The following is a 16,427-nucleotide window of genomic DNA, read 5'->3' as shown; positions in this document are numbered from 1 at the left end:
CATATGAAGATATAATATATTGATTTTAGTAAAAAATAGTAAAGTTCGATTTGATTAATTGTATTATAAAAAAAATCCGACTTGTTCTCACAAATCGGATTTAATAATAAAATTGAAATCAATTATTTTTTAGGACTTTTTACATTTTTTTCGGTGTCCATCATTTCCATTAGTTTTAAGCCAAGCAGGCCACTTATAGAACCATCGGAACCACCGTTTCCTGTAATTAAAACATCCGGAATTACTTTGATGTTTCCTTTACCAATCTCTTCGGTTACTTTGTATTTGGTAAAATTATCACCACCCATTGCGGCAACTTGTAATTGATACGATTCGGCTGTTGATTTACCAACGGCCATAATTTTCTCTGCTTCGGCCAAACCGGTTTTTGAGATTCTTTCAGCTTCAGCACTTGCTGTCAGTTTTGTAGCTTCGGCTTGCGCTCCGGCTCTGGCTTTGGTTGCTTCTGCTTCTGCATTGGCACGCATTTTTGTAGCTTCTGCTTCTGCATTTACATTTAATTTTAAACTGGTTGCATCACCTTCCGCTTTCTTAACAGTTGCATCTGCTGTACGTTGTGCAATTTCAACACTTTGTGAAGCGCGAACAATTTCTTTTTGCATGTCGGCAATTGCCGTTTCTTTCTCCATTCCCTGACGTTGTTCCTGTGCCATTCTTTGGGTTTGATAGGTTTTTTGCTCTTCTTCGGCCAATTTTCTGTCGGTTAGCGTTTTCATCAGAGAGTCTGGTGGTACGATGTCTCCAATTAAAGTGTCAACAGCGTTTACATTGTATTCATCTAATACCAGTTTGATATGGTTTTTAGCAGATTCCTGACGCTCTTTTCTGGTCGATAAAAACGAAATTACATCACTATCCTGAGCAGAGTTTCTAAAATAGTTACCAATCGTTGGCTCTAATACCTGAGAAACCAGATTGTTCATGCTTCCGAAACGGGCAATAACTTTTGGTGCTTCATTGGCCGGTACGTGAATAATTTGTGCAACATCCAAATTAAACGGGAAACCATCTTTTGAACGTACTGTAATTGTAGATAAGTTTTTATCTAAATTATGAGATTCGCTTCGTGCATTTGCCCAGTTTAAAACCAGGTTAGTGGTCGGAACAGCTTCCAGTTTTGTGGTGTATTTATTAAGTGCATATTTTCCGGGACCAAGAGGTTCCATCCAAACACCACGTTGTCCTTTGGAAACAATATTTCCGTGTTTGAAAGTGTCGCCTGTTACGTCTTGTCCGTCTTCACCTATATAGGAGATTATAACACCAACATAACCGATTGGCACATCTGTCATTGGGTTTTGTTCAATTAGAACTCCCCAGGTATTGATGTAATACGAACCGGCAAGCATGACCTGAGGTTGCAAACCACGATTTCCGCCTTTGTCAAGGAACTGGTCAAAATCCTGAAAGTTATTGTGCCCTTCGATAGATTTACCTGCAATTTGTCCTTGCGGAATTGGTTCGCCATCAAGAGCCGTTACGATTCCGATCATGTTTTCGTAAATCTTAATTTGATCTGCAATAACAATCTCAAACAGGAACGTATTGATACGATAAGATCCTGTTGTAATAAAGGCAGTCTGACGTCCTTTTTGTCCTCCGTTGTTTAAGAAAGCAGTAGCATCCTGAAAGTTGTCGCTGTCTACTTTTCGGGCTAGAATTCGTCCGGTAGGGATTTCTTTTCCGTCTTTACTTAAAACGAGTCCGATTTTGCCTTCGGGAATCAAAGTAAAGCTTGTCATGTCTACTATGTATTGCCAAATCCACATTCCCCAATACAATCCGGGAGCTAAGGCCTGCGCTTGGTAACCGGCTTCTCCTTTTGTGGCAATAATTCTACCATCGGGAAGTGATTTGTCGGCACCAAACAAAACAAATTTCTTGGTTACAAGACCAATTTTATCTTCCGGAACAATCACCATTCCGAAGAAAACGCGAAGCACAAATTTGTAAAATAAGATGGAAAGTACAAGTAGTAAAATCCACCAATAAGAAGTAATTTCAGTCATAATTATTTATAGTTTATACTACAAACGTACTGCAAATGTTTCCTGTTAAAATGAAATATTTTTAAAATTAACATTTGATAACTGTTACTTAAAAAAGTTAAAAAAAGACTGATTTTATATCGTTGGAATTGTCAATTTGTGACACGATTTTTTGCTGTGTCAACTATGATTGGTATTTTGGATTTTAACAATTTAAAAGGGAAATTGTTTTATTTTGGATGTGGTTGGGGAAGGAGTTTTAAAACGTACTTGATTTAAGAATATAGAAAAAGAGGGATAAGAGTATTTATTGCCATTCCCAATTTACTTTGTCTACATACACTGCTTTGTATTCTATTAGTATGGTTTTAAATTCTTCTGTATGATTTATTGCTTTTCGAGGTATTATTATGGAGAGATCTGTTTTTAATCGTATTAAAAAATGGTCTTTAAGTTCGATGAGTTTTTCGACTTCGTTTGAATTTATTTTTGTTTCGCTTGTTTCATCTTTACCGTAAATATAATCTTCCGTAAACGTAATTTCGGAAGTACGATTTACACTGTTTTTATAATGTTCATTTATGTGATTTACATAATGTTTTTTATATCTTCTTTTTGAATAATACGGGTAGAAAGAAAACCAGATAATTCCGAAAAGAATTAGTAGAATTCCAGCGAAAAAATTGCCTTTATGCAGAATAAAATACAATGCAAGTATTAAATATAGTATTGGAATTCTAATTCGTTCGTTTCTTCTTTTTCTCTTAATGTTTTTTGATTCAGAAGCAAGGTATAATTGATTTACTAGTAAGTCTGAATAGTTTAATTCGTACGTTAATGTCATTTTTTATGGAAGAGTATTTTATTGATGTCGATTTTTTATGATGTAAACAATACGCTCATAATAAGGATTCAATTTGCATTGATAAATCGGATTTTAACTAATCAGTTTTTGATTTCAGTGTTTTACCGTTAACGGGTTATAATTCCAGTTTTTTTATAATCTGAATTGTTCCTTCTTGCAGTCCTTTAAAATAGTCTCCTTTTTTTAGTTCAGGAATGACAAAAGTAGAGAGGATTATTTCTACTTCTTTGTCACTAAGTTTGTTGCGTAACTTTTCTACTCCGCGAATTTGTATTTGTCTCAATTGTTTGCTTATTACGAGCAAAATAGAAGCATCTATCTTTAAATCGGCATTCAAATATTTGTCGAGTTCTAAAGAATAATCGGCAAGTTCTGTGTAAGAACCTAATGTAGGAGTGGTTATAATCAGTATTTTATTGTTTGTTTTTGTGTCACAGGATTTTAAGGCTTCTTTTAAAGTTTCTACTTGTTTTGAAGTCAGAATTTTTTCGAAGTCATTTACATAATCATAGGATTTTGCGAAGATATCTTGCGCTTCTGTTTTTGACTGAGCCAATGAATTGTTGAAAAAAATTACAGAAAGTGTAATGATGAAAAATATTTTTTTCATGGGTAGATTTGGTTTTTGGGAGTCGTAAAAGTAGGATATTATTATTAGATATCAAGTTGCAATTTGATACCAAATCGTTACTATTTGTTGTTTTTTAGGAAGATTTAATAGAATCAAAAAAAAATCCGGTTTGTGAAGACAGACCGGATTTTTTGAATTGAAAAATACATGCAATTTATAGAGGTATAGTTCTGTAATTGAAGTAAGTTTATTCTATTTTTTTTAATATTTGTGCTATGCCATCTTCCAGACCTTTGTAATAATTTCCCTTTTTTAATTCCGGAACTACAAAATTGGCTGCGATTTCTTCTATTTCTTTGTCGGAAATTTTGCTGTGTAGTTTGTTAACACCCTGAATTCGCATTTGTCTCAATTTTTCACTCATGATAATTAAAATCGAAGCATTTACCTTTAAGTCATTGATTAGATATTTGTCTAAATCCAACGTATAATCGGAGATGTTTGAGTAAGGGTTTAGGGAAGAAGTGGTTACAATTATAATTTTATGAGTTGATTTTGTTTCCCCTTTTTTTAGAACGTTATTGAGATTTTCTATTTGTTTTGGAGTCAAAATTTTTTCAAAGTCGTTTACATAATTGTATGATTTTGCAAAAACATTTTGCGTTTTCGTCTGAGAAAACAGAACATAAGGGAAAACTAAAAAAATTACAAGAATTAAAATTTTTTTCATGAGGTGTAGTTAATTTGGGTGCCGCAAAATTAGCATTTTATTATTGTAATTAGGTCTGTCAATAACTGTTAAAAATTAATTTATATTCGATTTTTTATGAGGCACTAAAATCGGAGTATTTTTTTTTGAGATGCAACAATTATTTCTTCTTCGTTGATTTCGCAGAGCAGGACTGGTATTAGAAAAAAGGAGCAACAAACTTCAAAGAAGATTGTGATAGAAGTAAATGGAATCATAGAAATCGAGCGAACGAAAAAAGAAAAATAAATCGTATTAAAATACCGGCTCTCTTTTAGCATTTTTTTTAATTAATAGTATATTTGAGGTCAAATTTAATTTTATAGTATGCCTGATTTTATTGATAAAGTGGCTTTGATTCACGTAAATGATCACAAAGTTTTGAGTACCCTCTCAAAGAATAAAAACGCATTTTTTTTCCCTGGTGGAAAGAGAGAACCTAACGAATCAGATATCGATTGTTTAAAAAGAGAGATTGAAGAAGAACTTAATGTTACATTGAATGATGATACTATTCAGTTTTTTGGCACTTTTGAAGCGCCTGCACACGGACATCCGGAAGGTGTAAATGTACGTATGATTTGTTATTTCGCTGACTATGTTGGTGAATTGAAAGCCAGTAATGAAATTGAAAGTTTTGCTTGGTTAGAATTTAAAGACAAGGCAAATTCCTCATTGGTTGATCAGTTGATATTTGATGAATTATATGAGAAAAATATAATTAAATAGAGATGCACTGCTGTGCATCTCTACTGTGCATCTCTACAACAACAATGGGTTATAAACACCAAGAATTGATATTTCGGAGATTAAAATCCAGGCATTTTTTGGATTGTTCCTTAGAGATCGCAATTATTTCTTCTTTTTTAATTCCTGCATTATAGTAATAATTAGTGTCGTCTTCTCCATAAATCCATGCATCACTAGAACCGTTTTCCATAACTATACTATTAAAAACAAACACATTGGATTGTTTTGGGATGTAGTAATTGGGATCAATTAGGCATCCCCAGAGATTTTCCAAGAAAGTGGAAGTGAAGAACAGATAGAGAAAAACAAATAAAAATGTCGTTGCGATGTACTTTCTGTATTTCATTATAAAGGGTTTTGAAAACTATAAAAAAAGAGAGGAGTTTGATTTTGTTTTATTCAACTGTCCCACATTCAATAGGTTCGGGTTGTATCTTTAACTTTTTGTACATCCTGTCAAAGTCTTCTTTGGGATTGTTGTAATCGGTTTTTCCGTATTTGAGGTAAATTGTGGTTTTCAGATCGTCTTTAATTGAAAACTTCTTTTTATAAGGTTTACACTTTAGACCATAAACTTTTATGTCAATACGATTCTTGACGATGTCTTTTGGATTAAGAGTGAAAATGTCAATGCCATCAAAATTGGTGCAACATTCTGCTTTGATTCTTTTATTACCGGAGTATATTTCGAAAAATGATCCTATTATAGTGTCTTTTGTCTTTTTCTCAATGGTCATTATTTCAATTCTGTAGTCTTTTTTGGAATCGTTGTTTTGTCCGATCAATGATAAACTGAAAAGAAAGAGGAAGGAGTAAATTATTTTTTTTATTGGGGGCATTTTTCAGGAGGGGTTATTTTTTTAGTAATTGTTAATCTGTTTTTTTTGGCTTTTTATTTTATGAAAAAATACTAATCCTTTAAAATCCCAACCAGATTAAAGAGATATTTTTAATCTTTCTTTAACTTTATATTTTGTAAAATATCTTCCTCGGTGCGTACAAACTTTTCTGATTTTCGATTGCTTATTGATCCATAGTTTGTCCACATTAGTTCACTTCCGTCTTCAATATTGTCCTCATAGATTGGAATCAAATCAGCAATTCCGACAAAAGTATATTCCATTTCAACGTTGTCAGAATTGGTAAAATTAATTTCACCATCTTTTCCTATTTTAACAGCTTTTTCATAAGCTAATTTTGGACTTTCGGCTTTTATTAAGTGGAAGTTCCCCCAAGTTACAACCCGTCGCAAATCATTTTCTTTGTTATTGTTAAAAGGCTCTCGTTTTTCAATAATTTCTGCGATATACCAATTTCCTTTCTTGTTGGATATTTTTTCGTTTGCACTCATTTTAGACTTACCTTTTTATGAATTTAAAAATAAGGTTTTTATTTTATTTTTATTCTACTTTGAGCATCAAATTTCTTCCTTTCTTCTACTGTCATACGATCTCTTAAAAGCCTAAGCGTATACCCTCCGCGTAATTCAGAGTTTTGTATATACATCCAATCACTAATATCTTTTTTTTCTATTTCTACAGTGTCAAGAAGTTTTATACCTTTTATTATTTCCGGAAAATTGTCAATTACGCCAATATATTTTCCGTTTTCAAATTTTTGAATATTCCCGATCCAAATATGTTCTATTTTTCCATTTTCTTCAAACCTCTTTTTTAAACCAAAAAAAGTAAAAATGCGGTTATTGTTTTTAAAAGCGTAATCAAAACTATCAAGAGTTTGTTTTGCTTTCTCAATAGCTTTGTTCATTTCTATATCATCTTCTGTGACTTTATAAATTGTTGATTGATTTTCTCTTTCTATTTTCTTTTGTGAATGACAAGTTATGATACAAAAAGTGAGAAATAAAAGAAGTATCTTAATTTGTAGATTTTTCATGAAATAGCTTGTAACGTCTAGTCGTTTGGTGATTTTTAATAGTAAAGAAGGGGGATTAAATTTATCTTTTTTTTTAGTAGAATGTAATTTTAGATTGAGCTTAAAACAAAAATACTTTAAATGATCATTAGTTACTGCGGTCAGTTTATATTAGTCGAATTAGTTCTTCCATATCGGAATTTTTATAAAACTGTCGTTATGCCATTTTATCTGTAACGGTTCGCCAGCATCCTTTATACTTTCGTCTACGACTTCTTTTCCTGAGCCGTAATTTATAATATCAAATGGGTGTTTGTTGATGTTTACCAAGATTAAAAGCTGACTACCTTTACTAATTTGCTTGCTTATAAATCGGGTGTTGTTGACAGGAATGCTTTCTTTTTTGCCGGGTTCTAACAATTGTCGCTTAGCGTTGTCTTTTGCATAACTGGCTCTGCCGACATATCGCGTTAAGTAAAAATATTTTCCGTTTGGGAGTATCTCGTATAAAGCCAACGAAACATCCATGTCTTTTTTATTGATAGTTGCATAAAGATTGCCAAGAAAGGAGCCATTTATTGAAAATTCTTTCTCAAAAGGGTCTGTTTTAAAAACCAAAGCACCGCTTACATCCAGTGTATCAATAATAATTTTGGGTGTGTAGTAGTTGTTTTGATTTTCACGATCTTTAAAATCAACAGTTTGGATTTCAAAACCTTTCTGTTTTGGTTTTTTGGCTGTCAAAGTTTTAGTATTGAGATAGAATTTTAGGGTGTCGTTATTTATTTTATTTAATGAGGGAACATGTTTCCATTCGTTTTTCCCCATTAACTGAAAGTTGACTTTGTCTTTTAACAGATCGGGTTTGGGTTTGTTTTTTAGAATATAATCAAGCCATTCATAAGCAAGATCCCCCATGCTAATGTTGGCAACGTTGTCTATTTCGTAGCCCATTAGATTTGGAGTTGCTTTTCGTTGTCCACTCCAATGGTCATAGGGACCAATTACAAGATAATGGTTGGCATTTTTGTTGTATTGGTTGTGCCGTTTGAAGTATTGTAAAGAACTAATCTGAGCACCATCATAATATCCGGTTGTAGATAAAACGGGGATATTTATTTTAGCGTATTCCTGTGGTGTTGGTACTACTGATTTCCAATAGGCATCATAAGCAGGATGTCGCAGCCATTTTTGAAACATAGGATTTGGAATCCCGGCTAAACTGTCTAAACTCCTGTAAGAACTTCCTTTTTCAAACCATTCAAAAGGCAAATTTTTGCTTATGCCCTGCGATTTGTATATATTTTGATAGGGCCAGTTTAATGCGATATTACTTTGAACATTATTCTCCATTGGCACATCAAAACCGGGCATTATTGCTACTTGTGGCACAATGGTTTTAAGTGCGGGATGAATGTTTTTTGCGGTTGCCCATTGCGAAAAACCGGTATAACTGCCTCCTAACATTCCAACTTTTCCATCACACCATGATTGTTTACTAATCCAATCTATAATGTCATAGATGTCCGTTCCTTCGTGTTCGTAGGGCACATAGTTCTTGAGGTCGCCTCTGATACCACGGGCGTAAGCGACAATTCCGACATAATCTTTGTCGGCAGATCTTTTGCCAAGAATGGCGTCACCGGCTCCCTGATAATAGGTTGTGTAAAAAAGTACCGCAGGTAATGGTTGAACATTTGCTTTTTTACGAACTATAATTGCCGAGATCGAGATTCCGCTCTTTGTAGGTATTAAAACGCTGTCCTGAATACGGTATATAGTGTCAGCAGGATTGGTTTGTTGCGCAAAAACTGTTGTTAAACTTGTCAGTGTAAGTAAAAAGATTAAAAATAAATGTCTCATTCATTTTATGTTTTTGGTTGCTCAATTTTAACGTGTTGTGGGGTGTACCCGTTGCTACTGTTTTGGTAATTAGTGCTTTTGGGGATTAAAGATGCGATATTTTACTTTAAAAACAAGTTTTTGAAATACAAAATTCTCTTCAGATTAAGTCTAAAATGCTAATCTTACCTACGGTTTTGTATGATCTTTTCTCCATATAATCTCAATTATAGCTTACACCTGCTTTATGGAATATGTTTTTTATTTCTTCTTCAATTGGAAAAGATTTTAAAGGAGGGACATTGGCACCTCCTGGATTTCCTGTGGGAATTTTGCCTACAAATGATTTTACACCACCAAAGATCAGACGAGGAATTTGCCCAAGAATTTCTTTTTTACTTTTTATTTTGAATCCGAATTGTAACATCTTCCAGTGTACATAAGTATGCGAAATCGGAAACTTTTGCCCTATAATATGGGCTCTTTCCAGATGATTCCAGGCAGCTTTTAAATTATTGGCAGTATATTCAGTTTGATATTTTTTTAATTCCTCATTATAATAGGGGGCTAATTCTTTTGGAAGTAATGTATTAAATTTCATGGTTTTTCTTTTTCAAATAATGATATAATTAGCTGTAATATTCGTTGCTTATAAGTGCGTACGACTTTCGTTTCAGTACCAGGCGAGGTTGGAGATCTCGAAGCCGAATATTTTCGCTACAACGAATATAGGAATAAAAATGCTAATTTCATTGCAATTCCAATCTCATCCTGTGGCTGTTGGTGACAGATTATTTATACCTTTATATAGTTCAGATACCAATGTATTCCAAACTTATCCAGTACACAAACCAAATTGGTTTCGATGGTCGTTTCAAAAAAGTCAGAAGTAATATTCCCGTCAACTTTTAGTTTTTCGAATACCGATTTATGTTCAACGGGATTGTCAAAATTTATAGTCATTCCGATACCATTTCCATAATTTACATCTTCTTTTTCAAATCCGTCTGAGATATAAAAATGAATATTTTCGGCTTTAAATTCGGCGTGAGCAATTTTGTTTTTGTATATATCCGAAACTTGATAAGGTGTTTCAGAGAACCGTTGTACAAACGTTGTTTTTCCGTTAAAGCATTCTTCGTAAAATTCTAAGGCTTCTTCTGTTCTGCCTTTAATGGTGAAATAAGCAACTAATGTTTTCATATTTTATGTTTTGCCAAAGATTGACATTAGTTAGACCAAAAAATTGAACGGAGTTGCTATTTTACACTTCGCGAAGGTAAAATGCCAAAAGCTTTAAAATAAGTTCTTGTAAAATGTGCCTGATCAGAAAACCCGCCTGAGTAGGAAGATTGTGTGAAATTCTGATTGTCGCATATCGCTTTTAAAGATTTTATCAATTTGGAATACAATACAAATTCTCTAAACGACATTCCGGTTTGTTCTTTAAAAAGATGGGAGAGTCGGTAAGTAGATAAATTGTTTGATGCTGCAACATGCTTGAGAGTACTTTTTTCTGATTTCCGAATTAAATCAATAGCTTGTACAATTCGTGAATCCATTTTAACTGTGTTGGATATTATTCCGATTTTCGCAGCAATTTGGACAATTAATTCCTCGGTTAGTTTCTCATTATTTTCATTGACGGAAAACCAGTTCCTTAAGATTTCAAGGATGTTTTGTGTTTGAGCAGGAGATAGTTCTTTGAAAGTTTCGCTTTTGTCTGTCAGATTGAATCCCTGAATACAAAACGGATCAATATGAATAAAAGCAACATAACTCTTATACGGATTGATGAATTTTCGAATGGCATTGGGTTGAATAATTATTCCTGAACAAAAAACACTCTGTTGTCCGGATTCAAAGTGAAATTTTTCTGAAAACGAAACGGCTATGGTAATAGCATGATGCAAGTGCTGCTCAGTTTGAATGTTTTCTCCAATGTAGATTCCGCCAATCTCCGAAAATCCTATTTTTATATTCTTTCTCACGGAGGTTTTGTGTTTAAGTTTGGGTTGATGATTACTAACGGTTGTTAGCGCTCTATTTTTTTTTAATGCCTACTATCCGAAAGTAAATATTTTTCAATGTGCTCTTTCCAAACTTCTCTTTTGTTAACGACAAATTGTTCTTCTTGACTATTTTTATTTTTTATGAGTATTCCATTACTTACCAAACCCATTGTCTTAACAAATTCAACTGCTTCGATTTGATTTAGAAGTATAATTTGTTCATGTCGTTTTATGTAGTTTATTAAATTGGTTTGAAAAATTAGCCTGTCACTCATTAGGTAAAGTGTTCCTCCAACTGCTATACCATCTTTAAAATGATTTGTCATTCCGTGATAAATTACGAGTTGTTTGTCAATTTCTTGAAATTTAATTGAGAAATCAATTTTTGAAAATATTTTGAAGTAAAAAAGAATAGGTGAGAGTACTAAAATAAAGACACTAACAATAATTGCAATGTCTATTTTGACAGTGTACGCAAGGTAAGTAAACATAATAATTGCAAAGATTAATCCTGATAAAATAGAATATTTAATTTTCATTTATTGAGATTATTTTTTTTATTCTCGAACAATTTAATCGTTACTGTTTTAAGGCTAGTTACGGCTGGAAATTAAAGGTGCGATATTTTCCCGTTAAACACAAATTTTGAAATTACAAAGTCTTCTTAACAGGAATCTTTTTAACTGCTAAGTGCGCAGGGGTTTACGCAAAGTTCGCAAAGTTTTTTAGACAAAGCTTTGCGAACTTTGCGTTTTTATAAAGGCTCGCATATCAAAAAAATCTTTGCGACCCTTGCGGTTTAAAACAAACGACAGAAAAAAAATCCGATCTGCTTTACACAAATCGGATTTTTAATTGAAAATTATATATAACCGTCGTCGTCCTGACGCGGGTATTTTTACAAGTGAATTACTTCGCCGTATGCATCTGCAACAGCTTCCATAACAGCCTCACTCATTGTTGGGTGAGGGTGAATAGATTTTAAGATTTCGTGACCTGTAGTTTCCAGTTTACGGGCTACAACTGCCTCAGCAATCATATCTGTAACTCCGGCACCAATCATGTGACATCCTAACCATTCTCCGTATTTAGCATCGAAGATTACTTTTACAAATCCGTCTGAATTACCGGAAGCTTTTGCTTTACCTGAAGCTGAGAATGGGAATTTACCAATTTTTAATTCGTATCCTTTTTCTTTTGCTTGTTTTTCAGTCAAACCAACTGAAGCGATTTCTGGAGTTGCGTAAGTACAACCCGGAACGTTTCCGTAGTCAATTGGGTCTACGTGTAAACCTGCAATTTTCTCTACACAGTTGATTCCTTCAGCAGAAGCTACGTGAGCTAAAGCTTGTCCCGGAGTAACGTCTCCAATTGCGTAGTAACCTGGGATATTAGTTTGGTTGTAAGCGTTTACCAGAATTTTATCACGGTCTACAGCAATACCAACTTCTTCTAATCCGATGTTTTCGATGTTTGTTTTGATTCCAACTGCAGAAAGTACGATGTCTGCTTCAAGGATTTCTTCTCCTTTAGCTGTTTTTACAGTTGCTTTTACACCAGCACCTGTAGTATCTAATTTTTCTACAGAAGAATTAGTCATTACTTTGATACCTGCTTTTTTCAAAGATCTTTCAAATTGTTTTGAGATATCTTCGTCTTCTACCGGTACTACATTTGGCATAAATTCTACAATAGTAACATCTGTTCCCATTGAGTTGTAGAAATGTGCAAATTCAACACCAATGGCTCCTGAACCTACAATGATCATAGATTTTGGTTGTGTTGGTAAGGTCATTGCCTGACGGTATCCAATTACTTTTACACCATCTTGTGGTAAGTTTGGTAACTCACGAGAACGTGCTCCTGTAGCAATGATAATGTGATCTGCACTATATTCGGTAACTTTATTGTCTTTGTCTGTAACGTCCAGTTTTTTTCCTGGTTTTAGTTTTCCAAAACCTTCGATAACGTCAATTTTGTTCTTTTTCATTAGAAACTGAACTCCTTTGCTCATTCCGTCTGCAACATTACGGCTACGTTGTACCACTGCCGGGAAGTCTTTGTCGAATTCAGTAACTTTTAATCCGTAGTCTGAAGCATGTTTCAAATAATCAAAAACCTGAGCCGATTTTAATAATGCTTTTGTTGGGATACATCCCCAGTTTAAACATACACCACCTAAGTTTTCTTTTTCAACTACCGCTACTTTAAAACCTAATTGTGAAGCTCTAATAGCTGTTACATATCCACCAGGACCACTTCCTAAAACAATAACGTCGTATTTCATTTTTTTTGCTTTTAATAGTACTACCGAAAATGAAGTTTTATAGATCCGAAACTCATTTTCAATTTCTTTGTTATTTGTGATTGCGAATTTAAGGATTTATTTTAAAAAATGGACTATAAAGGTAAAATGTGAATTGTGATTTGTGAAATGGTTGACGTGAAATGGGAATCTTAATGAAGGGGAGTTGTGTACAGTATAGTATCAGATGTTGAACGGTACCGTTTGCCAAGCTGAGCGGAGTCGAAGCTCTTTTGTGGTTAAAAGGTCTTCGACTTCGCTCAGCCTGACAGTTGGGGGTATCACATTTTTATATTTTACATTTCACACTAAACAGATAGAAAAGTTAGACCTTAATATGTCCCCAGTTCTCGCCGCTGGCGATTCTTCTGATTTGCATTTCGCTTACACCAAATTGTTTGGCGATCATTTTCAGACGTGTTTTTTGCTCGGGTCTGGCCAGAATTTTTTTGATTAACATGACTTTCGTAGTGGTCAATTTTCTTCCATCGGCTTTTAAGTTGTGCTCGATCAGATTCTTTTTGGCCTGAATTACACGTGGGCTTTTACGACTGTGTGCCATCATTTCGGGTTTTGTCGCCCAACATAAATTATTGCTGTCGTCGTTGCTTCTGTTGTAATCTAAGTGCAAAACATAGGTTTGCTCTTCTGATTCTTTTGGAATGAAATAATGCGCAACCAGTTTATACAAAAACAGGTATTTGTTGATAATTTTGTCGTCTTTTTTGACTTTAAATCTAAAAGTAGGGTAGCCGTCACTCAGGCCTCCTTTTAAGAGACGACCATTTTCCATTTCGTCTATAAAGCTGATTAATCGGCCTCTGTTCGAAATGGCATATCTAAGTTGTAATGAGGCGTTTATTTCTATTTCTTTGAATTCTTCGTTTGGATAAAATCTTATTTGTGGCATTTTCTTTTTCATTTGAATTTTGTGTCTCAAATATAAATAATAAAGAAAAGTGAAAAGCTACTTTGCTGGTTCTGAGGCTCAGTTTTATGATTCCTATAACGCTAATTTAACTTTTTTAAGAAGTTTTTTGGGATTTGGAACTTGCCTTAGAGGTGCCGGAATTTGAATTACATTTTTTTTCTAAGAAAAACGGTTTGCAGTGTTTTATTGATCAAGCCAGTTTTTAAAGTTATTGATTTCTTTTTTGCTGATAATTATAGGATCAGTTTCTAAGGGAGAAGTCGTAAGTTTCAATTCTATTTTTTGATTAGAATGTTTGATGACTTCTTTTATAATGTTTCTGTTCACGATGTATTTGCGGTTAACTTTAAAGAAAATCACCGGATCCAGATTGTGAATTATATCGGTAAGCGTATTGTTGTACAAATAACTATTCCCCGAATTTGCATAAATAAAAAGATGTTTACCGGAGGCTACAAAATAGGTAACATCATTTTCGTTGATCGAAATAAGTTTATAACCGTGATTGACCAAAAAGTGGCGCTGTACTTTACTGGTTTCAGGATTTTCGATAGCAACAAGGGATTGTATCGTAGCATCGCTATTGAAAGTGTTTTTTATTTTTTTGAACTTCTCGAGTGCTTCCAATAAATCCTGCTCTTCAAAAGGTTTCAGAAGATAGTCGATTGTAAAATGTTTGAAGACCGTTATCGCATAAGAATCGTAGGCGGTAACAAAAATAACAGGGCAGGCGATCGTGGTTTTTTCGAAAATCTCAAGACTTTTTCCGTCGCCGAGATGAATGTCCATAAAGGCCAGGTCGACAGGATTTCCGGTAAAAAAAAGAACGGCTTCTTTTACGGATTTTAGAATAGTGATTTCCGTTATCTGTAAAATATTTTGCTGCTCTAAAATAGATTTCAGAAAACTCGATGCAAGATACTCATCTTCAACAATGGCAATTTTCATCTTCTTTTGAATGTAAGGTTAATGATGCTTCTGTATCAAAGAAGCTGGTATTTGGCTCTGCAAATATATTAGTTACGCTTAATAATTAATAAAATTGGATTGTTTTTTTATCGAAATTTTTAAGTGATTCTGTTTTATTGTCAGGAAGATAAAAATTGATAAGGATATTTTTATTTCTTCCGTTTTGAGCAAAAAAAAAGTCCAGCTTTGAAACTGGACTTTTTAGAAAACAAATAGGCATTATAGATTGGGATTGTTTAATCTCGCGTTTGCCGGAAAAAGAATGGTATAACGTGGATCGTTTTGTATTAGAGTGTGAGTTTCACCATGCAAAGTGTGAACGATTTGTTTTTGAGAGGTTCTTCTCAAATCAAACCAACGTTGTCCTTCTACAGCAAACTCACGTTGTCTTTCTTGTAAAATTAAAGTGTTTAAATCTGTAGCATTCATTGTATTGATTGCACTTTCAAGTTGTGTGTATCCAGCCGCAGTATATCTGTTTTTGATAAAGCTTAATACAATTGTTCTGGCATCGGCAAGTTTGTCTAATTTTAATAAAGTCTCTGCTTTTGTCAAATACAATTCAGAGGTTCTGAAAGTACATTTTTGGTCGATATTGGCTCCTTTTTGAATTTTGAATTTACTTCCGCTTGCTACAAACAAAAGAGGGAAACGTAAATCTGCTGTTCTGTTGTAGGCTGTCAGTAAGTCTGTCGAAGCATAAGTAGCACGTTGAAGACCGGTCATATATCCTTCTTCTAAAGCTAATATAGATTCTTTTGAATCGTATTTATTTGGAAGAACCGGAGTTGCTTTTAAGTCAACAAGATTGTTATTAATTACCAAGGCTTTATTAGCAGCATCCAAAGATCTTTGCCATTGTTGCATGTACAAATAAAGACGGCTTTCGAAAGCATATAAAGCAACTTTAGAAAAACGGTAATTAATACCTTTTGCCTGAGTGTCTTTGTTAATTAATTGCCCTGCTTTATCAGTATCAGAAATAATTTGATTGTAAATTACTTCAACACTTTGAGGTATGTAAACCTGCTCTAAGTCAATTTCAAGCGCCAATGGAACTCCTTTGTCTGATGCAGCAGTTGCAGGATTGTAAGGTTTTCCGAAAAGGTTAATCAAATCAAAATATGCCATTGCTCTTAAAGCATAAGCTTCTCCTATTAATTGATTTTTTTCGGGAGAATTATCTAGCTTAGAGGATGCATCATTAATGACTACATTGGTGTAAAAAATAGTAGTATATAAATCCTGATAATGAAAAGTTTGTGTAAAACGATCCGGGTTAGCATCGTTCCAGTTATAAATGTCTTTGTAGAGATTGATTTCATCTCCAAATTCATCCATAATTAATTCGTCAGTACGAACTGCAGTTAATGATTTGTGCTGTGGGTAAGTGTTGTATCCTCTGGTCAGAAGGGCACGATATTGATCTAATGTTTCCGGAATAACTCGGCCCATAGGGGTAACATCGAGATAATTATCACAGCTTGTTATTGCAAGTACTGCAACAAAAAGGGCTATATATTTTGAGAATTTTTTCATCTTTAAATTTT

The 16,427-nt window shown here is 33.8% G+C and carries 18 protein-coding genes; 1 reads left to right on the top strand and 17 read right to left on the bottom strand.

Annotated features, from left to right (window positions below):
* Positions 1-122: 122 nt before the first annotated feature.
* From AB674_RS02595 to AB674_RS02580, 4 genes are all read right to left on the bottom strand, one after another.
* A complete protein-coding gene (locus tag AB674_RS02595; RefSeq protein ID WP_047773586.1) occupies positions 123-2,030 on the bottom strand; it encodes an SPFH domain-containing protein in 1,908 nt (635 codons plus the stop codon).
* Positions 2,031-2,316: 286 nt separating this feature from the next.
* Positions 2,317-2,853, bottom strand: a complete 537-nt coding sequence (locus tag AB674_RS02590; RefSeq protein WP_047773584.1) for a YcxB family protein — start codon at positions 2,851-2,853, stop codon at positions 2,317-2,319.
* A 136-nt stretch (positions 2,854-2,989) separates the two neighbouring features.
* Positions 2,990-3,484: a TPM domain-containing protein gene (locus AB674_RS02585; protein WP_047773583.1), complete on the bottom strand. Its 495-nt coding sequence runs from the start codon at positions 3,482-3,484 to the stop codon at positions 2,990-2,992.
* A gap of 208 nt (positions 3,485-3,692) precedes the next feature.
* Positions 3,693-4,175, bottom strand: a complete 483-nt coding sequence (locus AB674_RS02580) for a TPM domain-containing protein (RefSeq protein ID WP_047773581.1) — start codon at positions 4,173-4,175, stop codon at positions 3,693-3,695.
* Between the two features lie 345 nt (positions 4,176-4,520).
* Here AB674_RS02580 and AB674_RS02575 point away from each other — a divergent pair, with 345 nt between their 5' ends.
* Positions 4,521-4,922, top strand: a complete 402-nt coding sequence (locus tag AB674_RS02575; RefSeq protein ID WP_047773580.1) for an NUDIX hydrolase — start codon at positions 4,521-4,523, stop codon at positions 4,920-4,922.
* 49 nt (positions 4,923-4,971) lie between these two features.
* Here the strand turns inward: AB674_RS02575 and AB674_RS02570 are convergent, their stop codons facing one another.
* From AB674_RS02570 to AB674_RS02510, 13 genes are all read right to left on the bottom strand, one after another.
* Positions 4,972-5,289 carry a hypothetical protein gene (locus AB674_RS02570; protein WP_047773579.1) on the bottom strand — a complete coding sequence of 106 codons (318 nt, stop codon included), beginning with the start codon at positions 5,287-5,289 and terminating at the stop codon, positions 4,972-4,974.
* 49 nt (positions 5,290-5,338) lie between these two features.
* Complete coding sequence (locus AB674_RS02565; protein WP_131701509.1) at positions 5,339-5,782, bottom strand: hypothetical protein; 444 nt, start codon at positions 5,780-5,782, stop codon at positions 5,339-5,341.
* A gap of 110 nt (positions 5,783-5,892) precedes the next feature.
* Complete coding sequence (locus tag AB674_RS02560) at positions 5,893-6,294, bottom strand: DUF4288 domain-containing protein (protein WP_047773575.1); 402 nt, start codon at positions 6,292-6,294, stop codon at positions 5,893-5,895.
* A gap of 38 nt (positions 6,295-6,332) precedes the next feature.
* The gene (locus tag AB674_RS02555) at positions 6,333-6,839 is read right to left on the bottom strand and encodes a YegJ family protein (RefSeq protein ID WP_047773573.1); all 507 of its coding nucleotides are present in this window, start codon (positions 6,837-6,839) and stop codon (positions 6,333-6,335) included.
* A gap of 159 nt (positions 6,840-6,998) precedes the next feature.
* Positions 6,999-8,681, bottom strand: a complete 1,683-nt coding sequence (locus AB674_RS02550) for a CocE/NonD family hydrolase (RefSeq protein ID WP_047773572.1) — start codon at positions 8,679-8,681, stop codon at positions 6,999-7,001.
* Positions 8,682-8,883: 202 nt separating this feature from the next.
* Positions 8,884-9,261 carry a DUF3703 domain-containing protein gene (locus AB674_RS02545; RefSeq protein WP_047773570.1) on the bottom strand — a complete coding sequence of 126 codons (378 nt, stop codon included), beginning with the start codon at positions 9,259-9,261 and terminating at the stop codon, positions 8,884-8,886.
* Positions 9,262-9,455: 194 nt separating this feature from the next.
* Positions 9,456-9,863, bottom strand: a complete 408-nt coding sequence (locus AB674_RS02540) for a VOC family protein (RefSeq protein WP_047773569.1) — start codon at positions 9,861-9,863, stop codon at positions 9,456-9,458.
* 56 nt (positions 9,864-9,919) lie between these two features.
* Complete coding sequence (locus AB674_RS02535; protein WP_047773567.1) at positions 9,920-10,651, bottom strand: helix-turn-helix domain-containing protein; 732 nt, start codon at positions 10,649-10,651, stop codon at positions 9,920-9,922.
* Between the two features lie 62 nt (positions 10,652-10,713).
* Positions 10,714-11,211: a hypothetical protein gene (locus AB674_RS02530; protein ID WP_131701508.1), complete on the bottom strand. Its 498-nt coding sequence runs from the start codon at positions 11,209-11,211 to the stop codon at positions 10,714-10,716.
* 359 nt (positions 11,212-11,570) lie between these two features.
* Positions 11,571-12,959, bottom strand: coding sequence for a dihydrolipoyl dehydrogenase (gene lpdA, locus AB674_RS02525; RefSeq protein ID WP_047773563.1), 1,389 nt, complete (start codon positions 12,957-12,959; stop codon positions 11,571-11,573).
* Between the two features lie 343 nt (positions 12,960-13,302).
* The gene (locus AB674_RS02520; protein WP_047773783.1) at positions 13,303-13,887 is read right to left on the bottom strand and encodes an NUMOD4 domain-containing protein; all 585 of its coding nucleotides are present in this window, start codon (positions 13,885-13,887) and stop codon (positions 13,303-13,305) included.
* 204 nt (positions 13,888-14,091) lie between these two features.
* Positions 14,092-14,856, bottom strand: a complete 765-nt coding sequence (locus AB674_RS02515; RefSeq protein WP_047773561.1) for a LytR/AlgR family response regulator transcription factor — start codon at positions 14,854-14,856, stop codon at positions 14,092-14,094.
* 240 nt (positions 14,857-15,096) lie between these two features.
* Positions 15,097-16,416: a RagB/SusD family nutrient uptake outer membrane protein gene (locus AB674_RS02510; RefSeq protein ID WP_047773560.1), complete on the bottom strand. Its 1,320-nt coding sequence runs from the start codon at positions 16,414-16,416 to the stop codon at positions 15,097-15,099.
* Between the last annotated feature and the right edge of the window lie 11 nt (positions 16,417-16,427).

This window comes from Flavobacterium sp. ABG, from assembly GCF_001027725.1.
GTDB lineage: Bacteria > Bacteroidota > Bacteroidia > Flavobacteriales > Flavobacteriaceae > Flavobacterium > Flavobacterium cupriresistens.
The sequence above is the reverse complement of the archived record's forward strand: the minus strand, read 5'-3'. Positions and strand labels throughout refer to the sequence as shown.

What these genes read in the sequence shown, in the direction of transcription:
- AB674_RS02595 (WP_047773586.1), bottom strand. Translation starts at nt 2,030, where the DNA reads ATGACTGAAATTACTTCTTATTGGTGGATTTTACTACTTGTACTTTCC.
- AB674_RS02590 (WP_047773584.1), bottom strand. Translation starts at nt 2,853, where the DNA reads ATGACATTAACGTACGAATTAAACTATTCAGACTTACTAGTAAATCAA.
- AB674_RS02585 (WP_047773583.1), bottom strand. Translation starts at nt 3,484, where the DNA reads ATGAAAAAAATATTTTTCATCATTACACTTTCTGTAATTTTTTTCAAC.
- AB674_RS02580 (WP_047773581.1), bottom strand. Translation starts at nt 4,175, where the DNA reads ATGAAAAAAATTTTAATTCTTGTAATTTTTTTAGTTTTCCCTTATGTT.
- AB674_RS02575 (WP_047773580.1), top strand. Translation starts at nt 4,521, where the DNA reads ATGCCTGATTTTATTGATAAAGTGGCTTTGATTCACGTAAATGATCAC.
- AB674_RS02570 (WP_047773579.1), bottom strand. Translation starts at nt 5,289, where the DNA reads ATGAAATACAGAAAGTACATCGCAACGACATTTTTATTTGTTTTTCTC.
- AB674_RS02565 (WP_131701509.1), bottom strand. Translation starts at nt 5,782, where the DNA reads ATGCCCCCAATAAAAAAAATAATTTACTCCTTCCTCTTTCTTTTCAGT.
- AB674_RS02560 (WP_047773575.1), bottom strand. Translation starts at nt 6,294, where the DNA reads ATGAGTGCAAACGAAAAAATATCCAACAAGAAAGGAAATTGGTATATC.
- AB674_RS02555 (WP_047773573.1), bottom strand. Translation starts at nt 6,839, where the DNA reads ATGAAAAATCTACAAATTAAGATACTTCTTTTATTTCTCACTTTTTGT.
- AB674_RS02550 (WP_047773572.1), bottom strand. Translation starts at nt 8,681, where the DNA reads ATGAGACATTTATTTTTAATCTTTTTACTTACACTGACAAGTTTAACA.
- AB674_RS02545 (WP_047773570.1), bottom strand. Translation starts at nt 9,261, where the DNA reads ATGAAATTTAATACATTACTTCCAAAAGAATTAGCCCCCTATTATAAT.
- AB674_RS02540 (WP_047773569.1), bottom strand. Translation starts at nt 9,863, where the DNA reads ATGAAAACATTAGTTGCTTATTTCACCATTAAAGGCAGAACAGAAGAA.
- AB674_RS02530 (WP_131701508.1), bottom strand. Translation starts at nt 11,211, where the DNA reads ATGAAAATTAAATATTCTATTTTATCAGGATTAATCTTTGCAATTATT.
- lpdA (WP_047773563.1), bottom strand. Translation starts at nt 12,959, where the DNA reads ATGAAATACGACGTTATTGTTTTAGGAAGTGGTCCTGGTGGATATGTA.
- AB674_RS02520 (WP_047773783.1), bottom strand. Translation starts at nt 13,887, where the DNA reads ATGCCACAAATAAGATTTTATCCAAACGAAGAATTCAAAGAAATAGAA.
- AB674_RS02515 (WP_047773561.1), bottom strand. Translation starts at nt 14,856, where the DNA reads ATGAAAATTGCCATTGTTGAAGATGAGTATCTTGCATCGAGTTTTCTG.
- AB674_RS02510 (WP_047773560.1), bottom strand. Translation starts at nt 16,416, where the DNA reads ATGAAAAAATTCTCAAAATATATAGCCCTTTTTGTTGCAGTACTTGCA.